This is a genomic window from Streptomyces sp. NPDC007264, assembly GCF_042869095.1.
In the GTDB taxonomy this organism is placed as follows: Bacteria; Actinomycetota; Actinomycetes; order Streptomycetales; family Streptomycetaceae; genus Streptomyces.
This window is the reverse complement of the sequence record NZ_JBIAFD010000006.1, coordinates 323,301-338,774: the sequence shown is the minus strand read 5'-3', so window position 1 is coordinate 338,774 and position 15,474 is coordinate 323,301. Positions and strand designations below refer to the sequence as shown.

The following is a 15,474-nucleotide window of genomic DNA, read 5'->3' as shown; positions in this document are numbered from 1 at the left end:
GAGCGGTCGAACCCCGGTCACCTGATGGGTGGCCGGGGTTTCGTCCGGGCAGATGCGAAAGATAAATTGCGCAAAATATATTGTGCAACTTTTCTTTCCTGTCTAGCGTGGGGGCATGGCACGCAAGGAGAACCGCCGGATCACCGACCTCGGCACGCTGAAGGCACTGGCCCACCCGCTCCGCCTCAAGCTCTACCGACTGCTGTTCGTGGCCGAGGCGGCGACCGCCTCGCAGCTGGCCGAGCAGGTGGACGAGGCCGTCTCGCTGGTCAGCTACCACCTGCGCAAACTCGCCGGGCACGGGCTGATCGAGGAGGCGGGGCCGCGGAGCGGGGACGCGCGCGAGCGCTGGTGGCAGCCGGCCTCGGACGGCATCTCCGTGCGCGACGAGGACTTCCGGGACGCGCCCGAGAAGGTGGCGGCGCATCTGGCGGCATCGCGGCTCTTCCTGGAACAGCGCGCCGAGATGTACCGCACCTACCTCGACACCCGCACCCGCTGGGGACCGGAGTGGAACGAGGCCGCTCACGACTCGGAGTCGCTGCTGCGGCTGACGGCCCCCGAACTGGCGGATCTGAAGAGGGAACTGCAGGACCTGCTCAAGAAGTACGACGAGCGGGGGCGCGCCCTGGAGGCCGCCGGAGACACCACGGGCCGCGAGCACGTCGCGGTGCACTCGTACGCCTTTCCCTTCCGAGTCTGAGCGAGGCGACCTCCTTGACCACCGCGTCCGCGATATCCGAGGGGCGGCACTCCGCCGAACGCCCCGCCCACCGCGACCCCAACGTGCTGCGCTGGCTCGGCGCGTACGCCTCGTCGACGGTCGGTGACAACGTCTACTACCTCGCCCTGTCCTGGGCGGCGGTCCAGGCCGGCACGCCCGCGCAGGCGGGCCTCGTCACCGCGCTCAGCGCCGCGCCGCGTGCCCTGCTGATGCTGGGCGGGGGCGTGGTCGCGGACCGGTTCGGCCCGCGCAGGGTCCTGATCGGCAGCGACGGCGTGCGCTGCGTGGTGGTCGTCGCGGTGGCCGGGCTGCTGCTCATGGGCCGTTCGGGACTGTGGCCGTTGGCCGCGCTGGCCCTGGTCTTCGGTACCGTCGACGCCCTCATGATGCCCGCGCTGGGTGCTCTCCCGACCCGTATCACGGGGCGCGGACAGCTAGCTCGGGTGCAGGGCATGCGCGGACTCGTGATCCGGCTGGCCAACGTCACCGGGGCCCCGCTCGGCGGCCTCGGCCTGGCACTCGGGGGCCCGGCGGCGGCGTTCGGCATGGCCGGGCTGCTGTTCGGATCCTCCCTGCCGCTGCTGCTCGCCGTGCGCCTGGGGGAGCCGCCCGCGGACGACACGCGCGCCGGGCGCACCACGTGGAGCGATCTGGCCGACGGCCTGCGCTACATACGCGGCCACCGGGTGCTGCGCCCGCTGATCGTCGTCATCGCGCTCAGCGACCTCGGCTTCGTCGGCCCGCTGAATACGGGCCTGATCCTGCTCGCGGACGAGCGCGGCTGGGGCGCCTCCGGGGTGGGCTGGGTGATCGCCGGGTTCGGGACGGGCGCGGGGGCGGCATCGCTGCTGCTGACCGTCCGGGGACGCTTACCGCGTGCCGGGCTCGTCCTGTCCATGACTGGCGTGGCCAGCGCCGTCGCGATCGCCGCCCTCACCTGCACGACCCACCTCGCGCTCGTCGTCGGCGTGGCGCTCGCCGTCGGACTGATCTCCGGGCTGAGCGGCGTCCTGTGCGGGGCGCTGCTGCAGGCCGAGTCCGACCGGGCCTACGTAGGCCGCGTCACGTCCGTGTCGAGCTTCTTCAGCCTGGGAGTCGCCCCGCTCACCTTCCCGCTGACCGGTGCCGCCATCGGTCTGTGGGGCACCGGCCCCGTGTTCACCGCGAGCGCGGGGATCTGCGGTCTCGCGGGGATCTGCGGCCTCTGCTCCCGCGCTCTCCGTCGCGCCGAACTCCCCCGCTGACCACCCGCCTCAGATCCCCAGCTCCTTCGCGACCTGCATCTTCGCGACGGCGTCCTTGTCGCCCTCCAGCTGCACGTCCGCCACCCGCTGCCGCCCCAGCACGAACATCAGGAGTTCGGAGGGCTCGCCCGTGACCGTCACGACCGGCGTGCCCCGGTGCGCGACCGCCGTCCGCCCGTCGGGGCGGCGCAGCACCAGGCCCGTGGGCGCGCCGCGGCCCGTCAGGCGCGCCGTGCGCTCCAGCCGTGACCACAGCGCGTCCTGGAAGACCGGGTCCAGCTCGCGCGGCGTCCAGTCGGGCTGCGCACGGCGCACGTCCTCCGTGTGGACGTAGAACTCGACGATGTTCGCCATCTCGTCGATCTGCTTCAGCGAGAACGGCGAGAACCGCGGCGGACCCGTACGGATGAGCTGGATCAGTTCCTCGTACGGCTTGTCGGTGTACTCCGCCATGACGCGGCCCAGACGGGGGGCGAGCTGTTTGACGAGGACGCCCCCGGCCGCGTCCGGACGGCGCTCGCGCACCACGACATGCGCGGCCAGGTCGCGGGTGGTCCAGCCCTCGCACAGGGTGGGCGCGTCCGGGCCCGTGGCCTCCAACAGATCGGCGAAAAGAAGTCGTTCACGCTTGGCATGGGTCGACATGCAGTCAGCGTACGACCCGGTGCGCGGTCCGCCCACTGGACGCCGGCCGGGCATGTCGGCCCGGCGCGGCACAATGGGCGGCATGACCAGCACGCCTCCGCCCAGCAGGACCAGCGGCCTGGACCCCGAGATCGCGGCGCGTCTCAAGCGCAGCGCGGACGGGTTGCTCCCCGCCATCGCCCAGCAGTACGACACCGGTGAGGTGCTGATGCTCGGCTGGATGGACGACGAGGCGCTGCACCGCACGCTGACGACCGGCCGGTGCACGTACTGGTCGCGCAGCCGCCGGGAGTACTGGGTCAAGGGCGACACGTCCGGCCACCTCCAGCACGTGAAGTCGGTCGCCCTCGACTGCGACGCCGACGCGGTGCTCGTCAGGGTCGACCAGGTCGGCGGCGCCTGCCACACCGGCGACCGCACGTGCTTCGACGCCGATGTGCTGCTCGGGGACGCCGGTTCCGGCGCACCCTCCGCGGATCAGTAAGGTCGGCCGCCATGGACCTCGAGACGTTCCGCAAGCAGGCCGTCGACCGCCGCGTCATCCCCGTCACGCGCAAGCTCCTGGCCGACGGCGACACGCCGGTGGCGCTCTACCGCAAGCTCGCCGCCGAGCGTCCCGGCACCTTCCTGCTGGAGTCCGCGGAGAACGGCCGTGCCGCGTACCAGTGGTCCCGCTACTCCTTCGTGGGCGTCCGCAGCGCGGCCACCCTCACGACCAGGGACGGCCAGGCCCACTGGCTCGGCGCGCCGCCCGTCGGGGTCCCCCTCGACGGCGACCCGCTGGCCGCCCTCCGGGCCACCATCGAGGCGCTGCACACGCCCCACCAGGACGGTCTGCCGCCCTTCACGGGCGGCATGGTCGGCTATCTGGGCTACGACATCGTGCGCCGCCTGGAGCGGATCGGGCCCGGCGAACGCGACGATCTCGGACTCCCCGAGCTGACCATGCTGCTGACCAGCGACCTTGCCGTCATGGACCACTGGGAGGGCTCGGTCCTGCTGATCGCCAACGCGATCAACCACAACGACCTCGACACCGGCGTCGACGAGGCGTACGCGGACGCCGTGGCCCGCCTCGACGCGATGGAGGCCGACCTGTCCCGCCCGGTGGCCCAGCCGCCCGCCGCCCTCCCGCCCTCCGAGCTGCCCGCCTACACGGCCCGGTGGGGCGGTGCCGACTTCCAGGACGCCGTCGAGGACATCAAGGAGCGCATCCGCGCGGGCGAGGCGTTCCAGGTGGTCCCCTCGCAGCGCTTCGAGACCCCCTGCACGGCCCGCGCGTTGGACGTGTACCGGGTGCTGCGTGCCACCAACCCGTCGCCGTACATGTACCTGTTCCGCTTCGACGGTTTCGATGTCGTCGGGTCCAGCCCGGAGGCACTGGTCAAGGTCGAGGACGGCCGTGCGATGGTCCACCCGATCGCCGGCACCCGGCACCGCGGCGCCACCCCGCAGGAGGACCAGGCCCTCGCCGAGGAACTGCTGGCCGACCCCAAGGAGCGCGCCGAGCATCTGATGCTCGTCGACCTGGGCCGCAACGACCTGGGCCGGGTCTGCGAGCCCGGCTCGGTGGAGGTCGTCGACTTCATGTCCGTCGAGCGGTACTCGCACGTGATGCACATCGTCTCCACCGTGACCGGCCGGGTCGCCCGGGGCCGCACGGCGTTCGACGTCCTGACTGCGTGCTTCCCGGCCGGCACGCTCTCCGGCGCGCCCAAGCCGCGCGCGATGCAGATCATCGACGAGCTCGAGCCGTCCCGGCGGGGGCTGTACGGCGGCTGCGTCGGCTATCTCGACTTCGCCGGCGACTCCGACACCGCCATCGCCATCCGCACGGCCCTGCTGCGCGACGGCACCGCCTACGTCCAGGCGGGCGCGGGCATCGTCGCCGACTCCGACCCGGTCGCCGAGGACACCGAGTGCCGCAACAAGGCGGCGGCGGTGCTGCGGGCGGTCCACACGGCGAACCGGCTGGGCGGGTGAGCCGGCGGGCCGACGGCCGACGAGGGGTCCCGGGTGACGGTTCGCCCGGGCGGCAGGCGATAGTGGAGTACGTGACTGCCGTACCTGACCCCCGATCCGAGGCCGCCGCGCCCCCGCGCTCCGGCCGCCGCGCCCTCGCCCCGGCCCTGCTGTGCGGGGCGGCCGGCGCGGCCGTGGTGCTGCTGTCCTCCCGGCAGGAGTGGTCGGCGGGGACCGTGTCGGTGGCCGGCGCCGACTTCCCGCTGACCGCCAAGGGGAGCGACGTCACGGGTGTGCCCGCGGCCCTCGCCGTCGTGGGCCTCGCCGCGCTCGTCGCCGTCTTCGCCGTCCGCAGGGCCGGACGGCTGCTCGTCTCCGGGCTGCTCGCGCTCTCCGGCGCGGGCACCGTCGCCGCGGCGCTCCTCGGCGCCACCGACAGCTCCGCGCTGGACGAGAAGGCGGCCCAGGCGGCCGGTGACACCTCCGCGACCGCCGCCGCGCTCACCCACACCGCCTGGCCCTACGTCGCGGCGGCCGGCGGGGCGCTCATCCTCCTCGCCGGGCTGCTGGCCCTGCGCCACGGCCGGCTGTGGCCGGCGATGTCCGGCCGCTACGAGCGCGGCGGCGCGCCCGGCCCGCGCAGGGCACGGCCGGCCGACCCGGAGCGCCCCGAGGACCTGTGGAAGGCACTCGACCGGGGCGAGGACCCCACCGGCGTCTGAAACGCCGGCGCCGCGCGAGGGTGACCCCGGCTCACCTCGGACGCGCGGGTACGCGACAATGGTCGCCGAGCGTCCGACTCACACGAGCACATTCAGCTAACGAGGAGCAAGTCATGGCGGGCAGCAGCCACGGTCACACCCCGGCCGCCTGGACCGGCGTCATCATCGCCTTCATCGGTTTCTGCGTCGCGGGCGCTTTCACCGTGATGAACCAGCCCGTCGGCTTCTGGGCGGGCATCGCGCTGTGCGGCGCCGGCGCCGTCGTCGGCGGCATCATGCGGCAGATGGGCCTCGGCCAGCCGAAGACGCCGGTGCACTCGGCGCCCCAGCCGGCGAGCGCGACGGAGCGCTGAGCCCTCCGCGGTCTGTGCACGAGAGGCGGCCCCCGCCCTGAGCGCGGGGGCCGCCTCTCGCGTGTCCGGGTGCGGTGGGCGTACCGGGCGCGGGACGGGCAGAATGCGAGTGTGAACGCCGAATCCGCCCCTGCGACCGCGGCCCGCGGCGGCCCCGGGCCGGCCGCCGCGCTCCGGCGCGCCGCCGTCCCCGCCGGGGTGCTCACGAGTGTCGTCGCGGCCTTCGTGTACGTCGGGGCCGTGGACCCGAACGAACCCGGGCACTACCCGGTCTGTCCGCTGCTGCGCCTCACCGGCGTGTACTGCCCCGGCTGCGGCGGACTGCGCAGTGCGCACGCCTTCGTGCACGGAGACCTCCTGACGGCGCTCCAGGACAACGCCCTGGCCGCCGTCGGCTATCCGGTCTTCGCCGTGCTGTGGGCCGTGTGGGTGATCCGTGCGGTGCGGGGACGGCCGCTGCGGGTCGACCCGAGGCCGGTGCACCTGTGGAGCCTGGGAGCATTGCTGCTGGTCTTCACGGTTGTCCGGAACCTGCCGTTCGGTGGCTGGCTGCATCCTTGATCAACTGGTGAACGTCCAGTAAAGAGCCCCTTTCGCCCGAGCCGTGCGAAGCTGGTTCGAGGGCGGGGCAGGGACCGGCGTCAACCGGATGCGAGGGCTACGCCTTCCTCCGGATACCATCACAGTGACCATCGGTTTCGTCCGTCCAGCGGCCCCGGTGGGCCGAGGCTCAACCCGGTTGAGCCGCTTGAAGCGTCAACCGCCAGGAAGGGGGCCGCTCGCGTGAGTGTGCTCGACGAGATCATCGACGGAGTCCGTGCCGACCTCGCGGAGCGGCAGGCGCGCGTCAGCCTCGACGAGCTCAAGGAGCGCGCGGCGAAGGCACCCGCGGCCAGGGACGGCCTCGCCGCCCTGCGCGGTGACGGCGTCAAGGTGATCTGCGAGGTGAAGCGGTCCAGCCCGTCCAAGGGAGCGCTCGCCGCGATCGCCGACCCGGCGGGTCTCGCGGCGGACTACGAGGCGGGCGGCGCCGCCGTCATCTCCGTGCTCACCGAGCAGCGCCGCTTCGGCGGCTCGCTGGCCGACCTGGAGGCCGTGCGGGCCCGGGTCGACATCCCGGTGCTGCGCAAGGACTTCATCGTCACCTCCTACCAGCTGTGGGAGGCGCGGGTGTACGGCGCCGACCTCGCGCTGCTGATCGTCGCCGCCCTCGACCAGCCCGCCCTCGAATCCCTCATCGAGCGCGCCGAGTCCATCGGGCTCACGCCGCTCGTCGAGGTGCACGACGAGGAGGAGGTCGAGCGGGCCGTGGACGCCGGCGCGAAGGTGATCGGCGTCAACGCACGCAACCTCAAGACCCTGGAGGTCGACCGCTCCACGTTCGAGCGGGTCGCCCCCGAGGTCCCCGCGGGGATCCTGAAGGTCGCCGAGTCCGGCGTCCGCGGGCCGCACGACCTGATCGCGTACGCCAACGCGGGCGCCGACGCGGTGCTCGTGGGCGAGTCGCTGGTGACCGGGCGCGATCCGAGGACGGCGGTCGCCGACCTGGTGGCGGCGGGTGCGCACCCGGCGCTGCGGCACGGGCGGGGCTGACACCCCGGTAGGGTTGGCGCTGATGATGCTTCTGATCACCGTGGCGACCAGGGATCCGTATGCCCGCCTCGCCCGCGGGTGCCGGCCGCGCGGCTGCCGGGCGCCCGCGCGGCGCGTGCACGGGCGACGGGTGCGGTACGTCATCGGTGACGAGCCGGGTCAGGTGAACGGCATGCGATGGCGCTCATGCGTGCGCGCCGGTCGTCCGCGACCGGCCTGAGAGCCCGTGTGCACGGGCTCTGAGCCGGACGCCGTCCGCCACACGGCCGGACCGCCCCGCCGCCTCCTCCCGCCTCCCGGTGACGCCGGGCGGCGGACGGCGGCGGCCGCGGGGGACGACGCGCGCACGCCACCCACGTGACTCCCGTCCGACCGATCCGGGGCAGCACGCCCCTGCGAGGTAACCGCATGCCCAGCGAGTTCTTCATTCCCGACCCCGAGGGCCGGGTCCCCAGTGCCGAGGGCTACTTCGGCGCCTACGGCGGAAAGTTCATCCCGGAGGCCCTCGTCGCCGCCGTGGACGAGGTCGCCGTCGAGTACGACAAGGCGAAGGCCGACCCCGAGTTCGCCCGCGAGCTCGACGACCTGCTCGTCAACTACACCGGCCGGCCCAGCGCCCTCACCGAGGTGCCGCGGTTCGCCGAACACGCCGGTGGTGCCCGGATGTTCCTCAAGCGCGAGGACCTCAACCACACCGGGTCCCACAAGATCAACAATGTGCTCGGCCAGGCCCTGCTCACCAGGCGCATGGGCAAGACCCGGGTGATCGCGGAGACCGGCGCCGGCCAGCACGGCGTCGCGACGGCGACCGCCTGCGCCCTGTTCGGCCTGGACTGCACCATCTACATGGGTGAGATCGACACCCGGCGCCAGGCACTCAACGTGGCCCGCATGCGGATGCTCGGCGCCGAGGTCATCGCCGTGAAGTCCGGCTCGCGCACCCTGAAGGACGCCATCAACGAGGCGTTCCGCGACTGGGTCGCCAACGTCGACCACACCCACTACCTCTTCGGCACCGTCGCCGGTCCCCACCCCTTCCCCGCCATGGTCCGCGACTTCCACCGGGTCATCGGGGTGGAGGCCCGGAGGCAGCTCCTGGAGCGCGCCGGGCGCCTGCCCGACGCCGCCGTCGCCTGCGTGGGCGGCGGCTCCAACGCCATCGGGCTCTTCCACGCGTTCATCCCCGACCCGTCCGTGCGCCTCATCGGCTGCGAGCCCGCCGGCCACGGCATCGGGACCGGCGAACACGCCGCGACCCTCAGCGCCGGCGAGCCGGGCATCCTGCACGGCTCCCGGTCCTATGTGCTCCAGGACGAGGAGGGCCAGATCACCGAGCCCTACTCGATCTCGGCGGGTCTCGACTATCCGGGGATCGGCCCCGAGCACGCCTACCTCAAGGACAGCGGCCGCGGCGAGTACCGCGCCGTCACCGACGACGCGGCGATGCAGGCCCTGCGCCTGCTGTCCCGCACCGAGGGCATCATCCCGGCCATCGAGAGCGCCCACGCGCTCGCCGGTGCCCTGGAGGTCGGCAGGGAGCTGGGGAAGGACGGGCTGATCGTGGTCAACCTGTCCGGCCGTGGCGACAAGGACATGGACACGGCCGCCCGCTACTTCGGCCTGTACGACACCGACGCGTCCGTCGCCGCGGACGCCGACAGCGACACCGCGGAGATCGAGGGGGACGTCAAGTGAGCGGAAACATCCAGCTGCTGTCCGACACCCTCGCCGCCGCGAAGGCGGAGGGACGGTCCGCGCTCATCGCCTATCTGCCGGCCGGCTTCCCGACCGTCGACGGCGGCATCGCGGCGATCAAGGCGGTCTTCGACGGCGGCGCCGACGTCGTCGAGGTGGGCCTGCCGCACAGCGACCCGGTGCTCGACGGGCCCGTCATCCAGACCGCCGACGACATCGCCCTGCGCGGCGGCGTCAAGATCGCCGACGTCATGCGCACGGTCCGCGAGGCGTACGCGGCGACCGGCAAGCCGGTGCTCGTGATGACGTACTGGAACCCGATCGACCGCTACGGCGTGGAGCGCTTCACCGCCGAGCTGGCCGAGGCGGGCGGCGCCGGCTGCATCCTGCCGGACCTGCCCGTGCAGGAGTCGGCCCTGTGGCGGGAGCACGCCGAGAAGCACGGGCTCGCCACGGTCTTCGTGGTCGCGCCGAGCAGCAGGGACGAGCGGCTCGCCGAGATCACCGCGGCGGGTTCCGGCTTCGTCTACGCGGCCTCGCTCATGGGCGTCACCGGCACCCGTGAGAGCGTCGGCGCGCAGGCCCAGGACCTGGTCCGCCGTACCCGGGCGACCACCGAGCTGCCGGTCTGCGTCGGTCTCGGCGTCTCCGATGCCGGGCAGGCGGCTCAGGTGGCCGGGTTCGCCGACGGCGTCATCGTGGGTTCGGCGTTCGTGAAGCGGATCCTGGACGCCGAGGACGAGGCGGCGGCCCTGGCGGCCGTGCGGGCCCTGGCGGGCGACCTGGCCGAAGGCGTGCGCCGGGCCGGCTGACGCGGCGGAGGCGGCCGGAGGGCCATCCGCTCACTCGAAGGGGTGGACCTGGAGCCGGGGAGGCGCGCTGCGTCTCCCCGGTTCGTTCTGCCGGATGTGAGCGAGAAGAACCGTGACGGAAAGCGCACCGCCCGTGAGCGGATGGCGATCGAGCGAGAGAAGCAGCGGGCCGCGGACAAGCGCCGCCGGGCGCTGATCGTGGGCGCCTCGGTCGTCTGCGTCCTGGCCCTGGCGACGGTGGTGGGCGTCCTTGCGGCGAACGCCGGCAAGGGCGGCAAGGAGAGCGACTCCGCAGGGCCCGCCGTGGCGCCCTCCGGAGCGGTGGGCAAGGACGGCCTCGCGATCCCCGTCGGCCGGGACTCCGCCAAGTCGACCCTCACGGTGTGGGAGGACTTCCGCTGCCCGGCCTGCCAGGTGTTCGAGGCCACCTACCGCCCGACGATCCACCAGCTGGTCGACGCCGGAAAGCTCAAGGTCGAGTACCACCTGGTCACGCTCATCGACGGAAACATGGGCGGCAGCGGCTCCCGCCGCGCGGCCAACGCGGCGGCGTGCGCCCAGGACGCCGGCAAGTTCGTGAGCTACCACGACACGCTGTACCGGAACCAGCCCAAGGAGACCCAGGACGCCTTCGGGAGCGACGACAGGCTCATCGCCCTGGCGGGCAAGGTGCCCGGTCTGGACACGCCCGCGTTCCAGAAGTGCGTCCAGGACGGCAAGCACAACAGCTGGGTGGTGAAGTCGAACGCCGCGTTCCAGAGCGGAGGCTTCCCCGGCACGCCGACCGTGCTGCTCGGCGGCAAGAACATCTACACCGACCGGACCATGACACCGGCGAGACTGAAGCTGTTGGTGGAGGAGGCCAGCAAGCGCTGAGGCGCGCGCCGAGCGGTGCCCCGGCCCAGGGGCGCGGGGCAGCGTACGTTATGGAGCCGTAGCCAGGTGGGTTGCCACCGTGCATGCCCGGCACGGTAGCGTCGGTCCTGCCATGGAACTTGCCTACATTCCCAGCCCGTCGCGCGGGGTGCTGCATCTCGGCCCCATCCCGCTGCGCGGCTACGCGTTCTGCATCATCATCGGTGTCTTCGTGGCCGTGTGGCTCGGCAACAAGCGCTGGATCGCCCGGGGCGGTCGAGCCGGCACGGTGGCCGACATCGCTGTCTGGGCGGTGCCGTTCGGCCTCGTCGGCGGGCGGCTCTACCACGTGATCACGGACTACGAGCTGTACTTCAGCGAGGGCCGTGACTGGGTGGACGCCTTCAAGATCTGGCAGGGCGGGCTCGGCATCTGGGGCGCGGTGGCGCTCGGGGCGGTCGGCGCGTGGATCGGCTGCCGTCGCCGCGGCATCCCGCTGCCCGCGTACGCCGACGCCGTCGCGCCCGGCATCGCCTTCGCCCAGGCGATCGGCCGCTGGGGCAACTGGTTCAACCAGGAGCTGTACGGACGGGCGACGGATGTCCCGTGGGCGCTGCACATCACCTCCTCGGCCGACGGGCGGGTGCCGGGCTACTACCACCCGACGTTCCTGTACGAATCGCTGTGGTGCATCGGTGTCGCGCTGCTGGTGATCTGGGCGGACCGCCGCTTCGCGCTGGGGCACGGGCGGGCGTTCGCGCTGTACGTCGCGGCGTACTGCGTGGGCCGCGGCTGGATCGAGTACATGCGGGTCGACGACGCGCACCACATCCTCGGTCTGCGGCTGAACGACTGGACCGCGCTCGGGGTGTTCCTGCTCGCCGTGATCTACATCGTGGTGTCGGCCCGGCTGCGGCCCGGCCGGGAGGCAGTGGTCGAACCGGGCGACTCCGATGCCCCGGCCGGCGACGCCGACGCCTCCGCTGCCGAGGCGGTGGACGGCGAGGCGGTCGAGCAGGAGCAGACGCCGACGTCCCGGGCCGCGGACGAGAAGCAGGCGTCCGTGAAGGCCTCGGCCGCTCCGAAGACCGCGGCCGCTCCCAAGGCCACGGACACCACGGAGGCCGGGCAGACCACGGAGGCCGGGCAGACCACAGAGGCCGCGGAAGCCGCCGACTCCGGCAAGACCGCCGCGGCCGCCGCGGCCGCCGCAGCCGCCGATGCCGTCGGAACCACCGGGACCGATGCCGCCGCCGAAACCGCTGACGCTGCCGGTACCGCTGAGCCGGTCGAGGCCGCGGAGGTCACCGAGGCCGCCGAGACGGAGGCGGTCGGGTCCGCACAGGACGAGGCCGAGTCGGCCAAGAGGGCCTGAGAGCCTGTGTGCGGGCTCTGAGACCGCACGCACCTGACCGGGGAAGAACCCCTGGCCGCGCAGGCCGGGCGCTCATCGCCGCCGTCGGGCCAGGGACAGCGTCAGCTGGGCCTCCCGCACCACCGCCGTGTCGACGAACCGCCCGTCGGGGAGGGCCTGGGCGCCCCGCTCCCTGGCCGCGGCCTTTAGGATCTCCTCCGCGCGGGAGATCTCCCGCGCGGAGGGCGCGTAGGCCCGCTCGATGACGGGCAGCTGACGGGGATGGATGGCGGCCCGGCCCAGGAAGCCCAGGGTGCGGCCATGGGCGCAGGAGGCCGCCAGGCCCTCCAGGTCGCGGATGTCCGGGTGGATCGACTGCGCAGGCGGAGGCAGCGCCGCCGCGCGCGCCGCCACCACCACGCGCGACCGCGACCAGTCGAGACCCGCGTCCCCCCGCACGCCCAGGTCCGCCCGCAGGTCCGCCTCCCCCAGAGCGATGCCCCGGACGGCCGGATGCGCCGAGGCGATCGCGAACGCCCGCTCCACGCCCAGGGCGGTCTCCAGGAGGGCGTAGAGGGGGACCACGCCGCCCCGCGCCGGGACGGCCCGCTCCGCGACGCGGACCACGTCCGACGGAGACGTCACCTTCGGCAGGCGCAGCCCGGACAGTCCCGGCAGGGCCGTCAGGGCCGCGAGGTCCGCCTCCGCCCAGGGACTGTCCAGTGCGTTCACCCGGACGTGCACCGGCACCGGAGGGCGCTGCGAGAGCCGTTCCGCGGTCGCCGTCCGCGCGTACTCCTTGCGGTCGGGGGCGACCGCGTCCTCCAGGTCGATCAGCACCACGTCCGCACCGGACACCAGGGCCTTGCCGACCACCTCCGGGCGGTCCCCGGGCGCGTACAGCAGGGTGAGGGGAGGGAAGGCGGCCCCTCGCGCGGTCACAGGGCCCCCTCCGCCTCGAGCGCGGCGATCTCCGCGCCCGTCAGCCCGAGCTCGGTCAGGATCGCCGCCGTGTCGGCTCCGTGCGGACGGCCCGCCCAGCGGATCGTGCCGGGTGTGGCCGAGAGACGGAAGAGGACGTTCTGCATGCGCAGCCGGCCCAGTTCGGGGTCGTCGGGGATCGTGGTGATCGTCTCCAGGGCCGCGTACTGCGGGTCGGTCATCACGTCCCGTACGTCCTGCACCGGAGCCACCGCGGCCTCCGCCTTCTCGAACACCTCCAGGACCTCGGCGCGGGTGCGGCGGGCGATCCACCCGCCGACCGCCGCGTCGAGCACGTCCGCGTGCCGGGCGCGCCCGGTCCCCGTCGCGAACCACGGCTCGTCGACCAGGTCCGGGCGGCCGACCAGGCGCATCAGCCGCTCGGCGACGGACTGCGCGGAGGTGGAGACGGCGACCCAGTGGCCGTCCGCGGTGCGGTAGGTGTTGCGCGGGGCGTTGTTCTGGGAGCGGTTGCCGGTGCGCGGCTGCACATGGCCCAGCTGGTCGTACCAGGTCGGCTGCGGACCGAGGACCGTGAGGATCGGTTCGATGATCGCCATGTCCACCACCTGGCCCGCGCCGGTGCGGTCACGGGCCGCGAGGGCCGTCATGACCGCGTATGCCGTGGCCAGGCCCGCGATCGAGTCGGCCAGCCCGAACGGCGGGAGCGTCGGGGGCGCGTCCGGCTCCCCGGTGATCGCGGCGAACCCGCTCATCGCCTCGGCGAGCGTCCCGAAGCCGGGGCGGTGCGCGTACGGGCCGAACTGCCCGAAGGCGGTCACCCGGGCCAGCACCAGACGCGGGTTGGCGGCCGACAGTTCCTCCCAGCCCAGGCCCCACTTCTCCAGGGTGCCCGGGCGGAAGTTCTCGATGACCACGTCGGCGCCCGCGGCGAGACGCAGCAGCGTCGTGCGGCCGCCGGGCCTCGACAGGTCCAGTGTCATCGCGCGCTTGTTGCGGCCCAGCAGCTTCCACCACAGGCCCACCCCGTTCTTCGCCGGGCCGTGCCCGCGCGAGGGGTCGGGCCGGGCCGGATGTTCGACCTTGATGACTTCGGCGCCGAAGTCACCGAGCAGTGTGGCGGCGAGGGGACCGGCGAAGAGGGTCGCGAGATCGAGGACACGCAGACCGGTGAGGGGAGGGGTCATGAGCGAAGGGCTTCCCGGTGGGTGAGGTGGGCCAAGGTGTCGAAACCGATGCCGTTGAAGTCGCCGACGGACGTGGCCAGCCGGTTCTTGAGCGGGGTCGTCCAGCGGTCGGGCAGCGCCCGGGGGTGTCCGGCCAGCAGCCCCGCGATGCTGCCGGCCGTCGCGCCGGCCGAGTCGGTGTCCCAGCCCCCGGCCACCGCACGGCAGATGGAGCCCGTGAAGTCGCCGTCGGCATGGGTGAGGGCCGCCGCGATCAGCGCGGTGTTGGGGACCGCGTGGACCCAGTGGTGAGCGTGGTGCGCGGCGTGGAGTTCGTCGACGACCGGGTCGAAGTCCTCCGTGCGGCGGGCGAGCCGGATCGCATGGCGCACGGCGCGGGCGAGCCGGGATCCGGGCGGGACGACGGAGAGGCCGGTGCGCAGACAGTGGTGGACGTCGTGGGCGCCGGTGGCCGCTTCGGCGATGGTGGCGGCCGTGAACATCGCCGCGTAGACGCCGTTCGCGGTATGGGTGAGGGCCGCGTCGCGATGGGCCTGTTCGGCCGCGGCTGCCGGGTCGCCGGGATTCGTCCAGCCGTGCACGTCGGCGCGGATCAGGGCGCCGATCCACTCGCGGAACGGGTTGCGGTGGCGGGCGGTGCGCGGGGGTTCGACGCCGGAGAGGAGATTGCGGTAGGCGACGCGTTCGGCGGTGAAGGTGCGGCCGGCGGGGAGCTCGTCGAGCCAGAGCCGTGCCACGTCGGCGGTGCTGAAGCCCCTGCCGTGGCGCTGGAGCAACAGCAGGTTCAGCAGTGGGTAGTTGAGGTCGTCGTCCTCGGGTGTGCCGTCGATGTTCTCGGCGAGGGAGGTCGCCGCGGAGCGGCGGTTCCAGGGGTACGCCGCCGTCAGTTCCGGGGGCACCCCGCGCGCCGTGAACCAGGTCCTCAGCGGCCAGTTGCCGACGGACCGCGCGAGCCGGCGGATGCCGTCCAGGGGGAGCTTCTCGACGGGTTTGCCGAGGACGCAGCCGGCGGCCCGGCCGAGCCAGGCGGCCTCCAGACGCGCCTCGGCCGGGGTCCCGGACGCACGAGAGGGGTCCGCGGCCCCCGGGGCGGGTCCGCGGGCCGGCCAGTCGGGGCACAGCGCCTTGACACGCTCCAGGTCCGTCGGTTCACGCTCCGTCAGACGGCTCGGCAGATCGGCCAGTTCGTCCAGCAGGTCCTGGGCCAGCAGCCGCAGGTACGGGGACACCGGCGCCGGTGACGCCCCGGCGCGGTCCGGCGCCGGCGGGCCGCCCGCCGCCGTCCACCGCGCCGCGATCGCCGACGGCTCCCGGCCGTCCTGTTCCGCCTGGCGCAGTTCGTGGCCGAGCAGGTCCTCCGGCTGCACCCAGGTCAGTCGGAGCACC

General features: G+C 73.4%; 16 protein-coding genes and 1 pseudogene. 13 read left to right on the top strand and 4 right to left on the bottom strand.

Annotation, left to right across the window (positions count from 1 at the left end):
* Positions 1 to 115 precede the first annotated feature (115 nt).
* Together ACFYMU_RS12960 and ACFYMU_RS12955 are read left to right on the top strand one after the other, a co-directional pair.
* Positions 116 to 703: an ArsR/SmtB family transcription factor gene (locus ACFYMU_RS12960; RefSeq protein WP_388372048.1), complete on the top strand. Its 588-nt coding sequence runs from the start codon at positions 116 to 118 to the stop codon at positions 701 to 703.
* Between the two features lie 14 nt (positions 704 to 717).
* A complete protein-coding gene (locus ACFYMU_RS12955; protein WP_388372046.1) occupies positions 718 to 1,968 on the top strand; it encodes an MFS transporter in 1,251 nt (416 codons plus the stop codon).
* A gap of 9 nt (positions 1,969 to 1,977) precedes the next feature.
* Here ACFYMU_RS12955 and ACFYMU_RS12950 read toward each other — a convergent pair whose 3' ends face one another.
* Positions 1,978 to 2,613 (bottom strand): TIGR03085 family metal-binding protein, encoded by a 636-nt coding sequence (locus ACFYMU_RS12950; protein ID WP_388372045.1) that lies wholly within the window; start codon positions 2,611 to 2,613, stop codon positions 1,978 to 1,980.
* An 82-nt stretch (positions 2,614 to 2,695) separates the two neighbouring features.
* On the opposite strand from ACFYMU_RS12950, the gene hisI reads away from it, so the two are divergent.
* The 11 genes and pseudogenes from hisI to lgt form a co-directional block, all read left to right on the top strand.
* Entirely contained in the window at positions 2,696 to 3,097 is a 402-nt protein-coding gene (gene hisI / locus ACFYMU_RS12945) for a phosphoribosyl-AMP cyclohydrolase (protein WP_388372043.1), read from the top strand.
* Between the two features lie 11 nt (positions 3,098 to 3,108).
* On the top strand, positions 3,109 to 4,596 hold the full coding sequence (locus ACFYMU_RS12940) for an anthranilate synthase component I (protein WP_388372041.1): 1,488 nt from the start codon (positions 3,109 to 3,111) through the stop codon (positions 4,594 to 4,596).
* 62 nt (positions 4,597 to 4,658) lie between these two features.
* Positions 4,659 to 5,297 carry a TIGR02234 family membrane protein gene (locus ACFYMU_RS12935; protein ID WP_388372039.1) on the top strand — a complete coding sequence of 213 codons (639 nt, stop codon included), beginning with the start codon at positions 4,659 to 4,661 and terminating at the stop codon, positions 5,295 to 5,297.
* 113 nt (positions 5,298 to 5,410) lie between these two features.
* Entirely contained in the window at positions 5,411 to 5,650 is a 240-nt protein-coding gene (locus ACFYMU_RS12930; RefSeq protein ID WP_388372037.1) for an HGxxPAAW family protein, read from the top strand.
* 111 nt (positions 5,651 to 5,761) lie between these two features.
* Entirely contained in the window at positions 5,762 to 6,211 is a 450-nt protein-coding gene (locus ACFYMU_RS12925) for a DUF2752 domain-containing protein (protein ID WP_388372036.1), read from the top strand.
* Positions 6,212 to 6,433: 222 nt separating this feature from the next.
* Positions 6,434 to 7,243 (top strand): indole-3-glycerol phosphate synthase TrpC, encoded by an 810-nt coding sequence (gene trpC / locus ACFYMU_RS12920; protein ID WP_388372034.1) that lies wholly within the window; start codon positions 6,434 to 6,436, stop codon positions 7,241 to 7,243.
* Positions 7,244 to 7,268: 25 nt separating this feature from the next.
* Positions 7,269 to 7,463 (top strand): tryptophan biosynthesis modulator TrpM, encoded by a 195-nt coding sequence (gene trpM, locus ACFYMU_RS12915; RefSeq protein WP_388372244.1) that lies wholly within the window; start codon positions 7,269 to 7,271, stop codon positions 7,461 to 7,463.
* 188 nt (positions 7,464 to 7,651) lie between these two features.
* Positions 7,652 to 8,938 (top strand): tryptophan synthase subunit beta, encoded by a 1,287-nt coding sequence (gene trpB / locus ACFYMU_RS12910; RefSeq protein ID WP_388372032.1) that lies wholly within the window; start codon positions 7,652 to 7,654, stop codon positions 8,936 to 8,938.
* The gene (gene trpA / locus ACFYMU_RS12905; RefSeq protein ID WP_388372030.1) at positions 8,935 to 9,750 is read left to right on the top strand and encodes a tryptophan synthase subunit alpha; all 816 of its coding nucleotides are present in this window, start codon (positions 8,935 to 8,937) and stop codon (positions 9,748 to 9,750) included. Before trpB ends, trpA begins: the two co-directional genes overlap by 4 nt.
* A gap of 96 nt (positions 9,751 to 9,846) precedes the next feature.
* A complete protein-coding gene (locus ACFYMU_RS12900; RefSeq protein ID WP_388372028.1) occupies positions 9,847 to 10,626 on the top strand; it encodes a DsbA family protein in 780 nt (259 codons plus the stop codon).
* 112 nt (positions 10,627 to 10,738) lie between these two features.
* A pseudogene (lgt, locus tag ACFYMU_RS12895) lies at positions 10,739 to 11,555 on the top strand (prolipoprotein diacylglyceryl transferase); the annotation flags it as partial.
* A gap of 497 nt (positions 11,556 to 12,052) precedes the next feature.
* On the opposite strand, the gene ACFYMU_RS12890 reads toward lgt, so the two are convergent.
* From ACFYMU_RS12890 to ACFYMU_RS12880, 3 genes are read right to left on the bottom strand one after another with little or no spacing between them, the layout of a single operon-like run.
* Entirely contained in the window at positions 12,053 to 12,901 is an 849-nt protein-coding gene (locus ACFYMU_RS12890; RefSeq protein WP_388372026.1) for an HpcH/HpaI aldolase/citrate lyase family protein, read from the bottom strand.
* Entirely contained in the window at positions 12,898 to 14,088 is a 1,191-nt protein-coding gene (locus tag ACFYMU_RS12885) for a CaiB/BaiF CoA transferase family protein (RefSeq protein WP_388372024.1), read from the bottom strand. Before ACFYMU_RS12885 ends, ACFYMU_RS12890 begins: the two co-directional genes overlap by 4 nt.
* Positions 14,085 to 15,473, bottom strand: coding sequence for an ADP-ribosylglycohydrolase family protein (locus tag ACFYMU_RS12880; RefSeq protein WP_388372023.1), 1,389 nt, complete (start codon positions 15,471 to 15,473; stop codon positions 14,085 to 14,087). The genes ACFYMU_RS12885 and ACFYMU_RS12880 overlap by 4 nt, the downstream gene beginning before the upstream one ends.
* Position 15,474: the final 1 nt, after the last annotated feature.